At 66.9% G+C, this 17,172-nt stretch carries 16 protein-coding genes and 1 pseudogene; 10 read left to right on the forward strand and 7 right to left on the reverse strand.

The annotated features are described in order from the left end of the window. Positions 1 to 70 precede the first annotated feature (70 nt). Positions 71 to 1,279: a methionine adenosyltransferase gene (metK, locus tag MYCSM_RS13580; protein ID WP_015306733.1), complete on the forward strand. Its 1,209-nt coding sequence runs from the start codon at positions 71 to 73 to the stop codon at positions 1,277 to 1,279. Here the strand turns inward: metK and MYCSM_RS13585 are convergent. The 3 genes and pseudogenes from MYCSM_RS13585 to MYCSM_RS13595 form a co-directional block, all read right to left on the reverse strand. Further along, positions 1,276 to 2,757: a flavin-containing monooxygenase gene (locus MYCSM_RS13585; protein WP_015306734.1), complete on the reverse strand. Its 1,482-nt coding sequence runs from the start codon at positions 2,755 to 2,757 to the stop codon at positions 1,276 to 1,278. The genes metK and MYCSM_RS13585 overlap by 4 nt on opposite strands. Positions 2,758 to 2,828: 71 nt before the next feature. Continuing rightward, positions 2,829 to 2,966 (reverse strand): annotated as a pseudogene (locus MYCSM_RS38180) (alpha/beta hydrolase); the annotation flags it as partial. 263 nt (positions 2,967 to 3,229) lie between these two features. Then, positions 3,230 to 3,871 carry an HD domain-containing protein gene (locus MYCSM_RS13595; RefSeq protein WP_015306735.1) on the reverse strand — a complete coding sequence of 214 codons (642 nt, stop codon included), beginning with the start codon at positions 3,869 to 3,871 and terminating at the stop codon, positions 3,230 to 3,232. Between the two features lie 84 nt (positions 3,872 to 3,955). Between MYCSM_RS13595 and MYCSM_RS13600 the strand changes: the two genes are divergently transcribed. Continuing rightward, positions 3,956 to 4,912 carry a GlxA family transcriptional regulator gene (locus MYCSM_RS13600; RefSeq protein WP_015306736.1) on the forward strand — a complete coding sequence of 319 codons (957 nt, stop codon included), beginning with the start codon at positions 3,956 to 3,958 and terminating at the stop codon, positions 4,910 to 4,912. Here MYCSM_RS13600 and MYCSM_RS37780 read toward each other — a convergent pair. Both MYCSM_RS37780 and MYCSM_RS13605 read right to left on the reverse strand, forming a co-directional pair. Further along, the gene (locus MYCSM_RS37780; RefSeq protein ID WP_015306737.1) at positions 4,896 to 5,069 is read right to left on the reverse strand and encodes a hypothetical protein; all 174 of its coding nucleotides are present in this window, start codon (positions 5,067 to 5,069) and stop codon (positions 4,896 to 4,898) included. The two genes, MYCSM_RS13600 and MYCSM_RS37780, sit on opposite strands and share 17 nt — an antisense overlap. Continuing rightward, positions 5,066 to 6,028 carry an alpha/beta hydrolase gene (locus MYCSM_RS13605; protein ID WP_015306738.1) on the reverse strand — a complete coding sequence of 321 codons (963 nt, stop codon included), beginning with the start codon at positions 6,026 to 6,028 and terminating at the stop codon, positions 5,066 to 5,068. Before MYCSM_RS13605 ends, MYCSM_RS37780 begins: the two co-directional genes overlap by 4 nt. Here MYCSM_RS13605 and MYCSM_RS13610 point away from each other — a divergent pair. Genes MYCSM_RS13610 through ribD form a run of 8 tightly spaced genes read left to right on the forward strand, consistent with a single transcriptional unit; the run spans position 6,027 to position 15,083 of the window. Beyond that, positions 6,027 to 6,722 carry a lysoplasmalogenase gene (locus MYCSM_RS13610; protein ID WP_015306739.1) on the forward strand — a complete coding sequence of 232 codons (696 nt, stop codon included), beginning with the start codon at positions 6,027 to 6,029 and terminating at the stop codon, positions 6,720 to 6,722. The two genes, MYCSM_RS13605 and MYCSM_RS13610, sit on opposite strands and share 2 nt — an antisense overlap. 47 nt (positions 6,723 to 6,769) lie before the next feature. Continuing rightward, on the forward strand, positions 6,770 to 8,710 hold the full coding sequence (locus MYCSM_RS13615; protein ID WP_083906401.1) for a primosomal protein N': 1,941 nt from the start codon (positions 6,770 to 6,772) through the stop codon (positions 8,708 to 8,710). Between the two features lie 37 nt (positions 8,711 to 8,747). Further along, entirely contained in the window at positions 8,748 to 10,556 is a 1,809-nt protein-coding gene (locus tag MYCSM_RS13620; protein WP_015306741.1) for a DUF2207 domain-containing protein, read from the forward strand. Continuing rightward, entirely contained in the window at positions 10,550 to 11,086 is a 537-nt protein-coding gene (locus MYCSM_RS13625; protein ID WP_015306742.1) for a LemA family protein, read from the forward strand. Before MYCSM_RS13620 ends, MYCSM_RS13625 begins: the two co-directional genes overlap by 7 nt. A gap of 19 nt (positions 11,087 to 11,105) precedes the next feature. After that, a complete protein-coding gene (gene fmt, locus MYCSM_RS13630) occupies positions 11,106 to 12,035 on the forward strand; it encodes a methionyl-tRNA formyltransferase (protein WP_015306743.1) in 930 nt (309 codons plus the stop codon). After that, positions 12,032 to 13,402 (forward strand): RsmB/NOP family class I SAM-dependent RNA methyltransferase, encoded by a 1,371-nt coding sequence (locus MYCSM_RS13635; protein ID WP_015306744.1) that lies wholly within the window; start codon positions 12,032 to 12,034, stop codon positions 13,400 to 13,402. Before fmt ends, MYCSM_RS13635 begins: the two co-directional genes overlap by 4 nt. Positions 13,403 to 13,407: 5 nt before the next feature. Further along, the gene (gene rpe / locus MYCSM_RS13640) at positions 13,408 to 14,085 is read left to right on the forward strand and encodes a ribulose-phosphate 3-epimerase (RefSeq protein WP_015306745.1); all 678 of its coding nucleotides are present in this window, start codon (positions 13,408 to 13,410) and stop codon (positions 14,083 to 14,085) included. Beyond that, complete coding sequence (gene ribD, locus MYCSM_RS13645; RefSeq protein WP_015306746.1) at positions 14,082 to 15,083, forward strand: bifunctional diaminohydroxyphosphoribosylaminopyrimidine deaminase/5-amino-6-(5-phosphoribosylamino)uracil reductase RibD; 1,002 nt, start codon at positions 14,082 to 14,084, stop codon at positions 15,081 to 15,083. The genes rpe and ribD overlap by 4 nt, the downstream gene beginning before the upstream one ends. Here the strand turns inward: ribD and MYCSM_RS13650 are convergent. Beyond that, on the reverse strand, positions 15,064 to 16,080 hold the full coding sequence (locus MYCSM_RS13650) for an ABC transporter ATP-binding protein (RefSeq protein ID WP_015306747.1): 1,017 nt from the start codon (positions 16,078 to 16,080) through the stop codon (positions 15,064 to 15,066). The two genes, ribD and MYCSM_RS13650, sit on opposite strands and share 20 nt — an antisense overlap. Before the next feature lie 3 nt (positions 16,081 to 16,083). Further along, entirely contained in the window at positions 16,084 to 17,133 is a 1,050-nt protein-coding gene (locus tag MYCSM_RS13655; protein ID WP_015306748.1) for an ABC transporter permease, read from the reverse strand. Between the last annotated feature and the right edge of the window lie 39 nt (positions 17,134 to 17,172).

Consider the following 17,172-nt stretch of genomic DNA (forward strand, 5'->3'; position numbering starts at 1 on the left):
TGGCGCACGGTTGGCTGCAGCGAAGCAGGGATATAATTTGACTAACTAAGTTTCGGAAAGGGTTCGAACCGTGAGCGATGCTCGGCTGTTTACCAGTGAGTCGGTAACCGAGGGCCACCCCGACAAGATCTGTGACGCCATCAGCGACTCGGTGCTCGACGCGTTGCTCGCGGACGATCCCAAATCTCGCGTCGCGGTGGAGACACTGGTCACCACGGGACAGGTGCACGTCGTCGGGGAGGTGACGACGAGCGCCAGGGAGGCCTTCGCCGACATCACCAACATCGTCCGTCGGCGGATCCTCGACATCGGCTACGACTCATCGGAAAAGGGCTTCGACGGCGAGACCTGCGGGGTGAACATCGGCATCGGCGCGCAGTCGCCCGATATCGCCCAAGGCGTCGACACCGCGCACGAGACCCGCGTCGAGGGCGCAGGCGACCCGCTGGATGCCCAAGGCGCCGGCGACCAGGGCCTGATGTTCGGCTACGCCATCAAGGACACCCCTGAACTGATGCCGCTGCCCATCGCGCTGGCCCACCGGCTGTCGCGCCGGCTGACCGAGGTCCGCAAGAACGGCGTGCTGGACTACCTGCGCCCGGACGGCAAGACCCAGGTCACCGTCCAGTACGACGGCACCACGCCGGTCCGCCTCGACACCGTCGTGCTCTCGACTCAGCACGCCGCGGGCATCGACCTCGACGCCACGCTGACCCCGGACATCCGCGAAAAGGTCGTCAACACCGTGCTGGCCGACCTCAACCACGACACGATGGACACCTCGGACTTCCGGCTGCTGGTCAACCCGACCGGAAAGTTCGTGCTCGGCGGCCCGATGGGCGATGCCGGCCTGACCGGTCGCAAGATCATCGTCGACACCTATGGCGGCTGGGCCCGCCACGGCGGCGGCGCATTCTCGGGCAAGGATCCGTCCAAGGTGGACCGTTCGGCCGCGTACGCGATGCGCTGGGTGGCAAAGAACGTCGTCGCAGCTGGCCTGGCTGAGCGCGCTGAGGTGCAGGTGGCCTACGCGATCGGCAAGGCGGCCCCCGTCGGCCTGTTCGTCGAGACCTTCGGCAGCGAGACCGTCGACCCGGCCCGCATCGAGAAGGCCATCACCTCGGTCTTCGACCTCCGCCCCGGCGCGATCGTCCGCGACCTGGACCTGCTGCGCCCGATCTACGCGCAGACCGCCGCGTACGGCCACTTCGGCCGCACGGACGTCGAGCTGCCGTGGGAGCAGCTGAACAAGGTCGACGAGCTCAAGGCCGCCGTCTAGGGGCTGAACACATAATCGTCGAGCGGGAAACGGCGGCTGCGCCAGTACGCCTCGATCGTGCTGGCCGGCCGCAGCGGCACGTCGCCGTTCTTGTCGAAGTAGTAGCTGTTGGCTAGCTGGCAGCTGTCCTGCCAGAAGATCTGCCGGTGCCGCTTGCGCATCATCTCGGCGAAATACCGGTCGTTGGCCTCCTGCTTCACGGCGACTCGGGTGGCCTTGCGGCGACGGGCCCGCTTCAGGCAACGCGCGATGTGGTGGGTCTGCGTCTCGATCAGCGCGAAGTACGACGATCCGACATAGCCGTATGGCCCGAACACCATGAAGAAGTTGGGGAAGTCGGGAATGCTCACACCTTCGTAGGCCTGCAGGCGATGCTCGTCCCAGTAGCTGCTCCACGATCGGCGGCCCGGGCCGGTGACCGGATAGGTCGGCAGGTCGTCGGTGTCCATCACCTTGAAACCGGTCGCCAAGATCAGCACGTCGACGTCATGGTTCTCGCCGTCCGCGGTGGCCACCCCCGAGCCCGTGATCTTGTCGATCGGTTCGGTGACCAGCCGAACATTGTCGCGATTGAACGTCGACAGATACGTGTTGTGGAATCCTGGCCGCTTGCAGCCGACGGCATATCGCGGCGTCAGCTTGTCGCGGACTTCGGGGTCGCGGACTTGCTTGCGCAGATACGCCTCACCGACCTTCGACATGTTCTTGGCCATCGGGTTGACGGTGAAGTACTGCGCCGCCAACGGGAACGTCAGCTCGACGTAGGCCTGGCTGAGCATCCGCTGCACGGTCTTGCCGCCAGGCAGCCGCATCGCCCAGCGTGACCACGGCGGCAGAGGCACATCGAGTTTGGGGAAGCACCAGATCGGCGTGCGCTGAAATACTGTGAGGTGCTTGACGATTGGCGCGATCTCGGGAACCACCTGCACCGCTGAGGCTCCCGTGCCGATGATCGCGACGCGCTTGCCGGTCAGGTTCTGGTCGTGGTCCCAGCGCGCGGTGTGCATGGTCAGGCCCGCGAACGAATCGACGCCGTCGATGTCCGGAAGCTTGGGTGTGATGAGCACGCCACTGGCGTTGACCAGAAACCGCGCGGTGATCATGCCGCCGGGGTCGGTGCGGACGTGCCACAAATCCTGTGCCTCGTCGAAGTCGGCGCCGAGCACCTTGGTGTTGAACCGGATCTTTCGGCGCAGGTCGTACTTGTCGACGCAGTGCTCGGCGTACGCCCGCAATTCGTGGCCGGGCGCGTAGGTGCGTGACCAGTCCGGGCTCTGCTCGAAGGAGAACTGGTAAGAAAACGACGGAATATCAACGGCGATACCGGGATACGTGTTCCAGTACCACGTGCCGCCCGGGCCGTCGCCGGCTTCGACGACCAGATAGTCGCTCAAGCCGACCTTGTCGAGCTTGATCGCGGTGCCGATACCGGAAAAACCGGCGCCGACGATGACGGTCTCGTAGTCGGGCACTGTCATAGGGTCTCCCGTCGCTGGGCTCCCTTCCCATTTCACCGGACGTCCCGCGTCGGGTCAAAGGGTCAGTACACCTAGTGCAGCGCGGCCTTCAGCGCCGCAAGGCCACGATTGGTGGCCTCGGCCGCGGCGGGAACCGCCAGTGCGAAGCTGACGAAGCCATGCACGAGTGTCGGCGCGTTGTCCAGCTCAACGGGAACGCCAGCGCGGGTCCGCCGTTGTCGCGGGCCAGCGGCGCCATCACCGCCGAGATGTTGCCACCCGCCGAATCCCCATCGATCGTCCGCTCTTCGATTCGCATCTCCGGCAACAGTTTCCGGCGGCGCCTTCATCTGACGCATCTGCTCGCGCGCCACGTCGACACCCTGGTCCGCGGTGAGGTGAACGGGAATGCATCGAGCAGCGCCTGCATGGCCGGATCGATGCCGGCCGGTGTCAAATGGGTTCAGGCACCGTAGCGGCCGCCGCTGAGCGCCTACTCCGGCCAGCTGTTGTTCACGATGATCTCGACGAAGTCCTCGCGAACGAACGTCGGATCGAAATGGGCCAGCACGTCGTCGTTGACCGTGCCGAAGGTGGTCTGTGGCCGGTGCGCCATGCCGTCGTTGAAGGCCTGCAGAATCTGACGCTTGAAATCCGGCCTCGGATGCGCCGCTGTGACGGCGTTGCGGACATCCTCCGACAAGTCGTCGCGACCGATGCCGAGCACATCGGTTTCGACCCCAGCGGTGACGAGGGCGATCTCGGGATCGAGGAACTCCGGGATGCCGGGCGTGGTGTGCAGCGCGATGGAAAGCCAGACTTTGCGCACCGTCGCATCGTCTAGACCCTGGTTCCGCAGAAATTTCTCGGCCGCGTTGGCGCCGTCTACCTCGAAGCGCACGGTGGAGTCGCGGAAGGCCTCCGTCAGGCCGATGTCATGGAACATCGCGCCGACGTACAGCAGTTCGAGATCGGGGTCGAGGCCCCTCCGACGGCCCTGCAGGGCGCCGAACAGAAAGACGCGCCGGGAGTGGTTGAAGAGCAGGTCGTCTTCGACGTCCCGGATGTACTCGGTGGTGTCGCGCACGAGTTGAGTGTCTGGTATCGCGATGCCCGCGATCGTCTGTGTTGTCATGACGTCAGTGTCAGCTGGGAGCGCCCTCGACTGGGGGTGTCCGTTCAGCCATCTTTCCCACAAAAAGCGACATACAATGGTCGCATGTCCAGTGCCCGCGTCGTTGTGTTCGTGGTGTTCGACGGCATGAAGCTGCTCGACGTCGCCGGGCCTGCCGAGGTGTTCGCGGAGGCTAACCGGTTCGGGGCGCCCTACCGCGTGGTCATGGCGTCAGTCGACGGGCAGGACGTGGTCACGTCGGTCGGCAGCCGGCTCGCGGTGTCGACTTCGACCAGCGCGGTGGAAGATGTTGACACGGTGGTCGTTTCCGGGGGTGACGATCTGGTCGGTCGTCCCATCGATCTGGACCTCGTGGCGGCGGTCCAGGCGTTGCGTCCGCGGACCCGCCGGATGGCGTCGATCTGCACCGGCTCGTTCATCCTGGCGCAGGCCGGCCTGCTCGACGGCCGCCGTGCGACCACCCATTGGCGCCAAACCGCCCTGCTGTCGCGTGCATATCCGCGAATCAACGTCGAACCGGACGCGATCTTTGTGCGCGACGGTGACATCTATACCTCGGCTGGGGTATCGGCGGGCATCGATCTTGCGTTGGCCCTCGTCGAGGACGACCACGGCGCCGACCTCGTTCGCGATGTTGCCCGGTCGTTGGTGGTCTACCTGAAGCGGGCAGGCGGCCAGTCGCAGTTCTCCGCGTTGGTCGAATCGCCTCCACCGGAGCGATTCCAGCTGCGTGCGGTCACGGAGGCGATCGCTGCCGATCCCGGCGCCAACCACACCGTGAAAACCCTTGCAGCGCAAGCATCTCTAAGCACTCGGCAGTTAACCCGGTTATTCCAAAGCGAGCTTGGGACGACTCCTGCCCGCTATGTCGAGATGATCCGCATCGACGCGGCCCGCTCGGCTCTTGACGCGGGCCGCTCTGTCGCGGACTCGGCCCGGCTGGCCGGTTTCGGCAGTGCGGAGACCTTGCGTCGTGTGTTCGTCACCCAGCTGGGCCTCTCGCCCAAGGCGTATCGGGACCGGTTCAAGTCGACCGGGTGAGCCGCTGAAACTGATCGAGCGCAGCGCGTTCGACATGGTTGCTCAACAATTTCCCGTCCTCACGCACAGCCCACACGGCGGTGTCGACGGCCGCGGGATCGCGTGCGTTCCAGCACTGTTCCCAGAAGGCATGCACGATATCGACGGAGTTGCTCATGGACCGTGTAACGCGTCCCGTAACGCGGACAATCCGCGTTCGGCCGCCTCCGTCGCTGCGGGCACCACGCCGGCGTACCCGAGGTAGCCGTGGATCAGCGTCTCGGCGTTGTGCAGTTGCACGGGCACACCCGCCGCCGCCAGCAGTTCGGCATAGCGGATGCCGTCATCACGCAGCGGGTCATGGCCTGCGACGGCGATATACGCAGGGGGAAGTCCCGTCAGATCCTTCGCCCGCCCGGGAGCCAACGTCATTGGCATGTCGGACAGATCCAAATCGCCCACGTACCAACGGGAAAACCCTCTTACCGACGAGCCGTTGAGCAGCAATGCATCGGCGTTCTCCGTGAACGACGGCAGCGACGTGTCCCACGTCGTCGCCGGGTACCAGAGCAACTGAAAGCGGATCGGCGGGCCGCCGGCGTCACGTGCCAGCAGCGTCACCACCGCCGAAAGGTTGCCGCCAGCCGAGTCGCCCGCGACGGCAATCCGCTCGGGGTCGACGCCGAGCTCGCTGGCGTGGGCGGCCACCCATTGCGTTGCGGCGCAAGCATCTTCGACCGCCGCGGGGTAGGGGTGTTCGGGCGCGAGCCGGTAGTCCACCGACACCACTACCGCGTCGGCTCCGACCGCATGGTTGCGTGCGTCGCCGTCATAGGTATCGAGATCGCCGACGCACCAGCCGCCCCCGTGCAGGAAGACGACCACCGGCGGCGTTGCCTCGTTATCGGTCGGCGACCGGTAGATGCGGATCGGGATCGGTCCCGCAGGCCCGTCGATCGTGCGCTCCTCTGTGTGCACGTCGGGATGCACAGGGCGGCGCGGCAGGTCGCGAAATCGTTGCCGGGCTGCCTCGACACCTCCGTCGGTTGTCAACTGAAACGGAACGGCCTCCAGTACCTTCAGCAGAATGGCGTCTGGGGGTTTTCGGCTGGCGGGCTCTTCCTCGGCAACAGACATGGGGACACCGTACGCACACTCGCGAACCAGGCTGTTTTGGGTGACCGCCGCGATCGTCGGCGCCTGTTACGGCGTGTTCCTCATCGTCACGGCACTGCAACTGCCGTCCGGTGCAGAGCTCACTGGCCAGTTCATGCTGCAGCCTGCCGCCAAGGCGCTGACCGCGGTGCTGTTGGCCGTCGCGGCGCTGACACACCCCATCGCCCGGGAGCGACATTGGCTGATCGCGGCACTGGTGCTCTCGGCGGCCGGTGATTTTCTGCTGGCGATGCCGTGGTGGAAACCCTCGTTCGTGCTTGGGCTCGGCGCATTCCTGATCGCGCACCTGTGCTTTCTGGCCGTGCTGATCCCGCTTGTCTCCCGGACGGGTCCGCGGCTGGCGGGCGCCGCTGTCATGGTGTCGGCCTGCATTGTGCTGCTGGTGTGGTTCTGGCCGAGACTGCTCGTCGAGGGCATGGCCGTACCGGTGACGCTCTACATCGCAGTGCTCGGGGCGATGGTGTGTGCTGCGCTGCTGGCTCGGTTGCCGACGCCGTGGACCGCGCTGGGCGCGGTGTGCTTTGCGGTGTCGGACGGGATGATCGGCATCGGCAAGTTCGTGTTGGGTTCAGAGGCGCTGGCCGTGCCGATCTGGTGGGCGTACGCATCGTCGATATTGCTCATCACCGCGGGCTTCTTCTTCGGCCGCACGTGACCACCCGCCAGCAAGCCGAGCACGAGCCGATCGCGCGTGTGCTGCCGATGTTGACGGTGCCGCACCTGGACCGTGAATTCGACTATCTCGTGTCGGCCGAGCAATCCGACGACGCCCAGCCCGGCGTGCGGGTGCGGGTGCGTTTCCACGGCAGGCTTGTTGACGCCTTTGTCCTCGAAAGACGTTCCGACACAGACCATGTCGGCAAGCTCGGCTGGCTTGACCGGGTGGTGTCGGCGGAGGCGGTGCTGACACCCGACGTGCGCCGCCTCATCGACGCCGTTGCGGCGCGCTACGCGGGCACCCGCGCCGACGTGTTGCGGCTCGCCGTCCCGCCGCGGCACGCCAACGTCGAAAAGCAGCCCGCGCCAGAGCTTGCGCCGCTGGCAGTCAAGCCCGTCGACACAGCCGCGTGGTCCACGTACGGGCGTGGCGAGCAGTTCCTCACGGCGCTCGGTGACGGCCGCGCAGCCCGCGCTGTGTGGCAGGCGTTGCCGGGGGAGCCGTGGACCGACCGGCTGGCCGAAGCCGCCGCGGTCACGGTGAACTCGGGCCGCGGGGTGTTGGCGATCGTGCCCGATCAGCGCGATGTTGATGCGTTGCACGCCAGCGCAATTCGGTACATCGACGAGGAGAGGGTGGCGGCGTTGTCGGCCGGGCTCGGGCCCGCGCAGCGCTACCGCCGCTGGTTGTCCGTGCTGCACGGCGGCGCACGCATGGTCATCGGCACTCGCAGCGCGGTCTTCGCACCTGTCACCGACCTCGGGTTGGCCATCGTGTGGGACGACGGCGACGACACCCTCGCCGAACCCCGTGCCCCGTACCCGCATGCGCGTGAGGTGGCGATGCTGCGCGCTCACCAACTGCGTTGTGCCGCACTGATCGGCGGCTACGCCCGCACCGCAGAAGCACAGGCGCTGGTGCGGAGCCGATGGGCGCATGATCTCGTCGCGCCCCGCGGTGTTGTGCGCGCCCGCTCGCCACGCGTCGTCGCACCCGATGACAGCGGCCACGAGCAGGAACGCGACCCGGCCGCCCGCACGGCCCGGCTGCCGTCGCTGGCCCTGCGGGCGGCGCGGACCGCGCTGCAGGCCGGACATCCTGTGCTGGTTCAGGTGCCCCGACGCGGTTACGTGCCCGCGCTGGCATGTGCGCGGTGCCGCACTGTCGCGCGGTGCAGGCACTGCACCGGACCGTTGTCGCTACTAGACCGCGGTGCGGCGGTCTGCCGATGGTGCGGCCGTGAGGAGCCGGCGCTCCGTTGCGCCCGGTGCGGATCCGATGCGGTGCGCGCGGTTGTCATTGGCGCGAGGCGCACCGCCGAGGAACTCGGGAGGGCATTTCCCGGGATGCCAGTGCTCACGTCCGGCGGTGACGCGATGGTCGCTGCGGTCGCTGGAGAGCCGGCTCTCGTCGTCGCGACACCCGGTGCTGAACCCGTGGCCGAGGGCGGCTACGGCGCGGCATTGCTGCTCGACGCGTGGGCTCTGCTCGGCCGCCAGGATCTGCGAGCCGCCGAGGACACCCTGCGGCGATGGATGGCAGCCGCGGCGCTGGTGCGGCCACGCGAGGACGGCGGCACGGTTGCCGTGGTTGCCGAATCGGCGATTCCGACCGTGCAGTCGCTGATCCGGTGGGATCCGGTGGGGCATGCCGACGCCGAGTTCGACGCCCGCGCGGAGGTGGGACTGCCGCCCGCCGTGCACATCGCGGCGGTCGACGGCGCGCCCGCGGCCGTGGCTGCTCTGCTCGACACGGCGGAATTGCCCGAAACCGCGCAGCTACTCGGGCCCGTTGACCTGCCGATCGGTGCGCGGCGCCCGCCCGGGTTCTCGGTCGACACCCCCGTCACCCGAATGCTGGTCCGGGTGCCGCGCGACGGCGGGTTGGCGCTCGCGGCCGCGCTGCGGCGGGCCACCGGTGTACTCAGCGCGCGACACGATCAGCAGCCAACTCGTGTGCAAATCGATCCTTTGCACATAGGGTGATGCGGACACGGCGACTCGCGCCGATCAGGAGGTGGCCATGGGGCGGCTATTCAAGTGGCTGATCCCGTTGGCGCTCATCACTTTTGGTCTATTGTGGCCGCTCGTGTTCACCGGTGGCTCGCAGGCATCAGATGTTTCCGATCCGGTGGTTTTCAGCAATTACAAGGCCAACTTCGTCGTCGACAGCGACGGCCAACTCGACGCGGTCGAAACCATCACAGCCGAATTCCCCGGCGGGCGCCACGGCATCTTCCGGTACTGGGATGTCGCCAACCAGAACAGCCCGCGGGTGCGGCAGCAGCCCGAGATCACCTCGATCCTGCTCGACGGTGAGCCCGAGTCCTACGAAATACTGTGGGAGGGCGGAGAACGTTTCGTGGTCGCCAAGATCGGTCAGGCGGACAAGTACCTCAGCTACGGCACCCACACCTACGAGATCCGCTACCGCATCCCTGGCGTGCTCGACCCCGGCAGCACCGGCGCCGACAAGATGTTCGCCAGCGGCATGGGTGTGCCAACGACGTCGCCGTCGGTGTTTTTCTGGAACGTCATCGCGCCGTCCTGGAACAACGAGATCGACAACGTTGATGTCACCGTGGCCCTTCCCGGCGACGTCGGCCGCGCTCAATGCTCGGTGGGATTCGGCGTGGGCCGCAAGTGCGACGACCTCACGGTAGACGGCAACACGGTCAGGTTGTCGGCATCCGACCTCGCGCCGCGTACGCCCGTCACCGTGCGCGCTGGTGTCGACGTGCCGACACCGTCGCGCATCAGCCTGCCGTGGCCGTATACCTGGGACCGCATCCTGGGCCAGTCGGTGACCGGCGTGGTCTGGATCGCAGGCCTGACAGTGGCTTTCGGCCTTTGGGCGTTCCTCTGGTACCGCACCACCGTCGAGCCACCGCCAGGATTCCCACTGCAGTACGCGCCACCGCCGGGTCTCGGGCCGGTCCAGACCGAGTACATCCGTACTGAGTCCGTCCCGAAGAACGGGCTCACCGCCACGCTCTTCTATCTCGCCGAGCGAAGGCTCATCGAGCTGAAGCAGGTGAACGACAAACAGTGGAACATCCGAAGCCTCGCTGAACGCAGCGCCTGGGCTGACGTCGATCCGGTTAGCGTCGCGGTCGGCTCAGCACTGGGCGTCATGAACAAGGGCAGCGAATTCGAGGCCAAACACACCGTCAAATCCGGTCAGAAACTCAACAAGGCCAAGACCGATATGGCTAAGGCCGCCGAGAAGTGGGCGTTCGACCACGGGCTGATGGTCAAGCGCAAAAAGGAAATGTGGGTCCGCGCGGCGAACGCGATAGCGTTCGGCATCATGGTGTGCGGGTTCTTCCGGTGGGGCCTTCCGACCACGATGTGGGCGCTGCCGTTCGCGGCGTTCTTCCTGCTGTCAGTCCGGGCATGGGCCGACGGCGTCGGCACCAGGCGCACCGAGGCCGGCCGCGAATTGTGGTCGCGTGCAGGCGGATTCCACCGGATGCTGTCCACCGACTCCGCCGAGACGCGGTTCGACTTCGGCGCCCGCAAGGATCTCTACAGCGCCTATGTGCCGTTCGCCGTGGCCGCAGGTACGGCGGCGCTGTGGGCGAAGAAGTATGAGACGACGGTGGGGGCGCCTGCACCACAACCGGATTGGTACAACTCGTCGTCGTCGACCTCATGGGGCTTCGCGCACGGCTCCAGTGGTCCGAGTTTCGACAGCTTCGAGTCGGCGTTATCGTCATCGATCGGCGCCTATACCGCGTCGCAATCGTCCTCCTCCGGCAGCAGTAGCGGCGGCGGCTTCAGCGGCGGCGGAGGGGGCGGCGGCGGTGGAGGAGGAGGCGGCTCATGGTGAGGTTTCTGCTCATTCTGGTGTTGGTGCTAGCGGTGCTGGTGCTGATCGGTTTTGTGATGGGCTACAACAAGATTCGCTCCGCGGACGTCCGCGTCGCCGAAGCGCTGTCCGGCATCGACGTGGAGCTGACGCGGCGTGCCTCGTTGATCCCGAGCCTCGTGCACACCGTCGAGACGTTCGCCGCTCACGAGAAGGGCGTCCTCGATCACGTCACCAACGCGCGTGCGGCACTGACGTCCGCCACGACCGGGAAATCGGTGGCGCAGCGCAGCGCGGCGGAGAAGGAGCTCGACAGCGCGTTGGCGCCAGTGCTGGCGCTCGGCCAGAGCTACCCGCAGCTGAACTCGTCCAACAACTTCCTGAATCTGCAGGACAACCTCGCCGACACGGAGAACAAGCTGGCCTTCGCGCGGCAGTACTACAACGATTCCGTCGCGACGCTGAATCGGCTGATCAGCACCATCCCGTGGATGTTCGTCGCGCCGATGACCGGGGTGTCGGAGCGGGAGTACTACCAGACCCCGCGCTAGCCATCCCTACACTGGCGCGGTGCGCATCGTCTTCGCCGGCACCCCAGAGCCAGCGCTTCCGTCGTTGCGACGGCTGATCGAATCGCCGCGTCACGACGTCGTCGCCGTGTTGACCCGGCCTGACGCCGCGAAGGGCAGGCACGGCAAGCTCTCGCCGTCGCCGGTGGCTCAGCTGGCCCTTGAACACGACATTCCCGTGCTGCGGCCGTCACGTCCCAACTCCGACGAATTCATCGCCGAGCTGACGGACCTGGCGCCAGACGCCTGCGGGGTCGTCGCCTACGGCGCGCTGCTGTCGGAACGGTTGCTCGCGGTGCCCGCCAACGGCTGGATCAACCTGCACTTCTCGCTGTTGCCCGCGTGGCGTGGCGCGGCACCCGTGCAGGCGGCCATCGCCGCCGGTGACGCGGTGACCGGAGCGACGACGTTTCAGATCGAACTCGCGCTGGACTCAGGCCCGGTGTACGGGGTCGTGACGGAGACGATCCGGCCCACCGACACCGCGGGCGATCTGCTTGAGCGGCTGTCGATTTCGGGAGCGGCGCTGCTGGAGACGACGCTCGATGGTATCGCCGACGGTTCGCTGACCGCGGTGCCACAGCCCACCGACGGCGTCACCGTCGCGCCGAAAGTCACCGTCGACGACGCGCGTGTGCGGTGGGACCTGCCCGCCCACGCGGTCGATCGCCGGGTTCGGGCCGTCACGCCGAATCCCGGCGCATGGACAATGATTGGCGATCTGCGCGTCAAACTCGGTCCCGTGACCGTGGAAGAGGGGGCAAACACTCTGGCGCCCGGTGCGATTCGGGTGGAACGCAACGGCGTTCACGTTGGCACGGGCTCGCATCCGGTGCTCCTCGGCCAGATCCAGCCCCAGGGTAAGAAGCCGATGCTCGCTGCTGACTGGGCGCGCGGTGCCCGTCTCGACGAAACCGCACGCGCCGAATGACCAAGCCGCCCAACAGACGTCCGCCGCGACGCAAACCACTCGACCCGGCCCGCGGGGCGGCGTTCGACGTGTTGCGCGCGGTGTCGGAGCGTGACGCCTACGCCAATCTCGCCCTGCCTGCGCTGCTGCGCGATCGCGGTATCACCGGCCGCGACGCAGCGTTCGCCACCGAACTCGCCTATGGCACTTGCCGCACCCGCGGCTTGCTCGACTCGATCATCGGCAAGGCAGCCAATCGACCGCCCGAGCACATCGACCCCGTGCTGCTGGACCTGCTGCGGCTCGGCGCCTACCAACTGCTGCGCACCAGGGTGGAACACCATGCGGCGGTGTCCACGACCGTCGAGCAGGCGGGTATCGAATTCGATTCGGCTCGAGCGGGTTTCGTCAACGGTGTGCTGCGCACCATCGCCGGCCGTGACGAACAGTCTTGGGTGTCGGAGCTGGCCCCGTCCGCTGACAGCGATCCCATCGGACATCTCGCGTTCGTGCATGCCCATCCGCGTTGGGTTGCCCAAGCCTTCGCCGACGCGCTTGGCGTCGATGCGGGACAGCTGGACGCGCTCTTGGCAAGCGATGACGCGCGCCCGGCGGTGCATCTGGCCGCGCGGCCCGGCGTGTTGACCGCCGAGGAACTGGCCGATCAGGTCGACGGCACCGTCGGGCGATATTCGCCGTACGCGGTGTACCTGTCAGGTGGCGATCCGGGTCGGCTTGACGCGATCCGTGGGGGTGCGGCGCTGGTGCAGGACGAGGGCAGCCAGTTGGTGGCGCGGGCCTTGACCCTCGCCCCACTCGACGGCCCGGACTCCGGCCGATGGCTGGATCTGTGCTCAGGCCCCGGCGGCAAGACCGCGCTGTTGGCCGCTTTAGCTGACGGAGCACAGGTCACCGCGATCGAGCCAGCCGCTAGACGCGCCGAGATGGTCGAGGAGAACACCCGTGGCCTGCCGGTCGAGGTGGTGCGCGTCGACGGCCGCGAGTCGGGGCTCGAGCCGGGATTCGACAGGGTGTTGGTCGACGCCCCGTGTACCGGGCTCGGTGCGCTGCGGCGCAGGCCAGAGGCCCGCTGGCGGCGCCAGCCCAGCGACGTGCCTGCGTTGGCCAAGCTGCAGCGTGAGCTGCTGGCCTCGGCAATTGAGCTGACCCGGCCCGGCGGGGTGGTGCTGTATGCGACGTGTTCGCCGCATCTGGCCGAGACCGTTGGCGTCGTGGCCGACGCATTGCGCCGTCACCGGGTCATGGCGTTGGACACCCGGCCGTTGTTCGACCCGGTCGACGATCTCGGCGACGGGCCCTACGTGCAGCTCTGGCCGCACCGGCATGGCACCGATGCGATGTTCGCCGCGGCCCTCTTAGTAGGGTGAGCGCCATGGCAGAACCCCTGATCGCGCCGTCGATCCTGGCCGCCGACTTCGCCGAGCTCGGCGACGAAGCCGCGGCGGTGGCGGGCGCCGACTGGCTGCACGTCGATGTGATGGACAACCACTTCGTGCCCAACCTGACCATTGGGCTCCCGGTTGTCGAGGCGTTGCTCAGGAGAACCGACATCCCGATGGACTGCCATCTGATGATCGACAACCCCGACAGGTGGGCGCCGCCCTATGCCGAGGCCGGGGCGTACAACGTCACATTCCACGCCGAGGCAACCGACAACCCAATCGGCGTGGCCCGCGACATCCGGGCAGCAGGCGCCAAGGCGGGGCTCTCGGTCAAGCCGGGCACCCCGATCGAGCCGTACCTGGAGATCCTGCCCCACTTCGACACGCTGCTGATCATGTCCGTTGAGCCCGGCTTCGGCGGGCAGAAGTTCATCCCGGAGGTGCTGCCGAAAGTTGGCACCGTACGCAGGCTCGTCGACGCCGGCGAGTTGACGATCGTCGTCGAGATCGATGGCGGTATCAACGAAGACACCATCGAAGAGGCGGCCCTGGCCGGAGTCGACTGCTTCGTCGCGGGATCCGCTGTGTACAGCGCCGAAGACCCGGCCGCCGCAGTGGAATCGCTGCGCCGACAGGCTGCCTCGGCCTCAAAACATCTGACGTTATGAATCTGGACGCCGCGATGCGGTTGGCGGTCGAACACGCCGACCGGGTCAAGGGCACCACGTATCCGAATCCACCTGTGGGAGCGGTTATTTTGGACCGCGACGGCGAGATCGCCGGCGCTGGTGCGACGGAACCGCCCGGCGGTCCGCACGCCGAGATCGTCGCGTTGCGTCGAGCGGGGGAGCGCGCCGTCCGCGGCACCGCAATCGTGACGCTCGAGCCGTGCAACCACTACGGCAGGACCCCGCCGTGTGTGGATGCGCTTGTCGCCGCCGGGATTTCGCGCGTCGCCTACGCGGTCGCCGATCCCAACCCGGAAGCCGCGGGTGGCGCCACGCGGCTGGCTGACTCCGGCATCAACGTTGAGGCCGGAGTGCTGACCGACGTCGTCGCTGGCGGTCCGCTTCGGGAGTGGCTGCACAAGCAGCGCACCGGGTTACCACATATCACGTGGAAATACGCCACAAGCGTCGACGGCCGCAGCGCAGCCGCCGACGGCACCAGTCAGTGGATCACCAGCGAGGCCGCCAGGGCCGACGTGCATCGCCGTCGAGCGACTGCTGACGCGATCATCGTTGGAACCGGCACGGTGTTCGTCGACGACCCGACGTTGACGGCACGGTTGCCCGACGGAACGTTGGCTGCGCGTCAGCCGTTGCGCGTCGTCGTCGGTGAGCGTGAAATATCCTCTGAGGCACGGGTTCTCAACGACGACTCGCGCACCATGGTGATCCGTACCCGTGATCCCCACGAGGTGATCAAGGCGTTGTCAGACCGCACCGATGTGCTCCTCGAAGGCGGCCCGACGCTGGCTGGCGCGTTCCTGCGGGCAGGGGCGATCGACAGGATCCTTGCGTACGTGGCGCCAATCTTGTTGGGCGGGCCCATCACCGCCGTCGACGACGTCGGCGTGCTGTCCATCGCCCATGCACAGCGGTGGCGCTTCGACGGTATCGAGCCGATCGGGCCGGACCTGTTGCTCAGCCTGATTCCTGCGTAGCGGGTTCGTCGACCTCCAGCGGGCGGTGTTCGATCAGATCGCGCACCCCGCCGACGCCGAGACGCTCCCTGAAGGCTCGTACGGTGTAGCCGACCACCGTTGCATCGGTGCAAGCCCGCACCGTCGCGTTGCGCGGCAGATGAAACACAGGACCGATCTCCCCGAAGTAGTCTCCGCGTTTGACGACCTTCAGTATTTCCTCAGCGCCGCTTGGCAATTCACGCACAACCTCCAGGTCGCCCTCGGAGACGATGTAGATCAGCTCGCCCATTGTGCCCTGCTCGAACAACACCTCACCTGCCGTCAACTCCACGGTCTCGGGGGGGCGGTCGGTGGACGCGAAGTCCGGTACCAATTCGACGACGAGATCGGCCAACGGCAGGATCCGGCTGTCGTGGGTCGCGACGACCACCATCCGGTCGCCCGATGCGAGCTCGCGGATCAGCCGCAGTATTTCCTCGACTTGGATGAAGTCCAGGTGCGCGGTGGGCTCGTCGGCCAATATCAACGGCGGATCGAGGGCGATCGCGCGGGCCACCGCGACGCGCTGCTGCTGCCCACCACTGAGATCACCAGGCCGGTGCGACATCCGATCCTGCAGGCCGACTCGGGACAACAGCTGTTCGGCCTTCTTGAACGAGGCGCGGCGTGACATACCGGAGGCGAGCAGCGGCACCATCACATTCTCCAGGGCGGTGAGACTCGGAACGAGATTGAAGGCCTGAAACACGATGCCGACTGTTTCGCGACGGTAATTCGACAGTGCGCGGGCGTCGAGGGCGGTGACGTCGACGTCACCGAATTTGATGGCGCCCCCGCTGGGTTTCAGAATGCCGCCGAGGCAGGACAGCAGCGTCGTCTTCCCGCAGCCGCTGGGGCCCATCAGGATCACCAGTGAGCCGGCGGCCACGTCGAGGTTGAAGCCGTCGATCGGGCGAACCGTCTCGGCGCCGCTGGCGTACTCCACCACCAGGTCCTGAATGCTCAGATCGCCCATGGCTCAAGGACCCCCGAAGGCCAGCGCCGGGTCGACGGACACCGCGCGGCTCAGTCCTGTCGCGCTGGCGATCAAGCCGATCACGACCGCGACAACCGGAAGCAGGACGAAAGCATAAGCCGGAACAATAACTTGCATCGGAAACAACGGACCAAGCAGCATCGAGAGGCCGGCGCCGACAAGCGCAGCGAGCAATGCCACGATGACCGACTGCATTGCGAGGCCGGCGGCGATGCTCCGAGTGGGAACGCCAATCGCCTTGAAAACCGCGAAGTCTCGCAGTCGTTCGAGCGCCGACAGATAGATCACGGATCCGACCACCAGCGCCGCGACCACCCAGAGCAGAATGGCCACGATCGTGATCGAATTCACTGCGACCTTCAACGGCCGAAGGAGGTCGGCGACCGCGCCCGCTCTGTCGACGGCGCGATAGCCGGCGGGCACCTGGCCGAGGGCTCCGCGGATGCCGATGGAGGCGACCAGCGGTTGACCGCCGTACACCAATTGCTGCGCGCCCTGGGTGGTGAGGAACACATTCGGCAGGTTGGCCAACGCCGTCGAGTTCTCCACACGGCCGACGACGTGCAGTCTGCGCGAAGCGATTTCGACGTCCTCGCCAATGTTGCGACCGAGCGTGGTCGATACCACGACCTCGTCGGGCGTCGTCGGCGGCCGGCCCTCGGACACGGCCGGCATCCCTGGCCCGCGCTCCGGTGCACCGAAGATGTCAACATTGCGCGTTGTGTCGCCAAGCGTGGCCGTGCCGCCGGCATAAGCAAGTGGAGCGGCCGCGATCACGCCAGGGATGGTGGCGATCCGTTGCAGGTCCACGGGCGCGAACGGCGTCGCACCGACGAAGGGCCCGGATGCTCCTGCCTTGACGAGAAAGACGTCGACGCCAAGCGCACCGACGGTTTTCTCGGCCTCCACCCGGAATCCGTTCGCGAGCCCCGTGAGAGCGAGCGTCATCGCGAAGATGATCGACGTGGAAAGAATCGCGATGACGAAGCGCCGTCTCCGCCACTGCATGTCGCGCAGCGCGGCGATCAGCATGTCCGCGAGATTACCGACGCCTTAACGATTATGGGCCGA

It is taken from the genome of Mycobacterium sp. JS623, assembly GCF_000328565.1.
In the GTDB taxonomy this organism is placed as follows: Bacteria; Actinomycetota; Actinomycetes; order Mycobacteriales; family Mycobacteriaceae; genus Mycobacterium.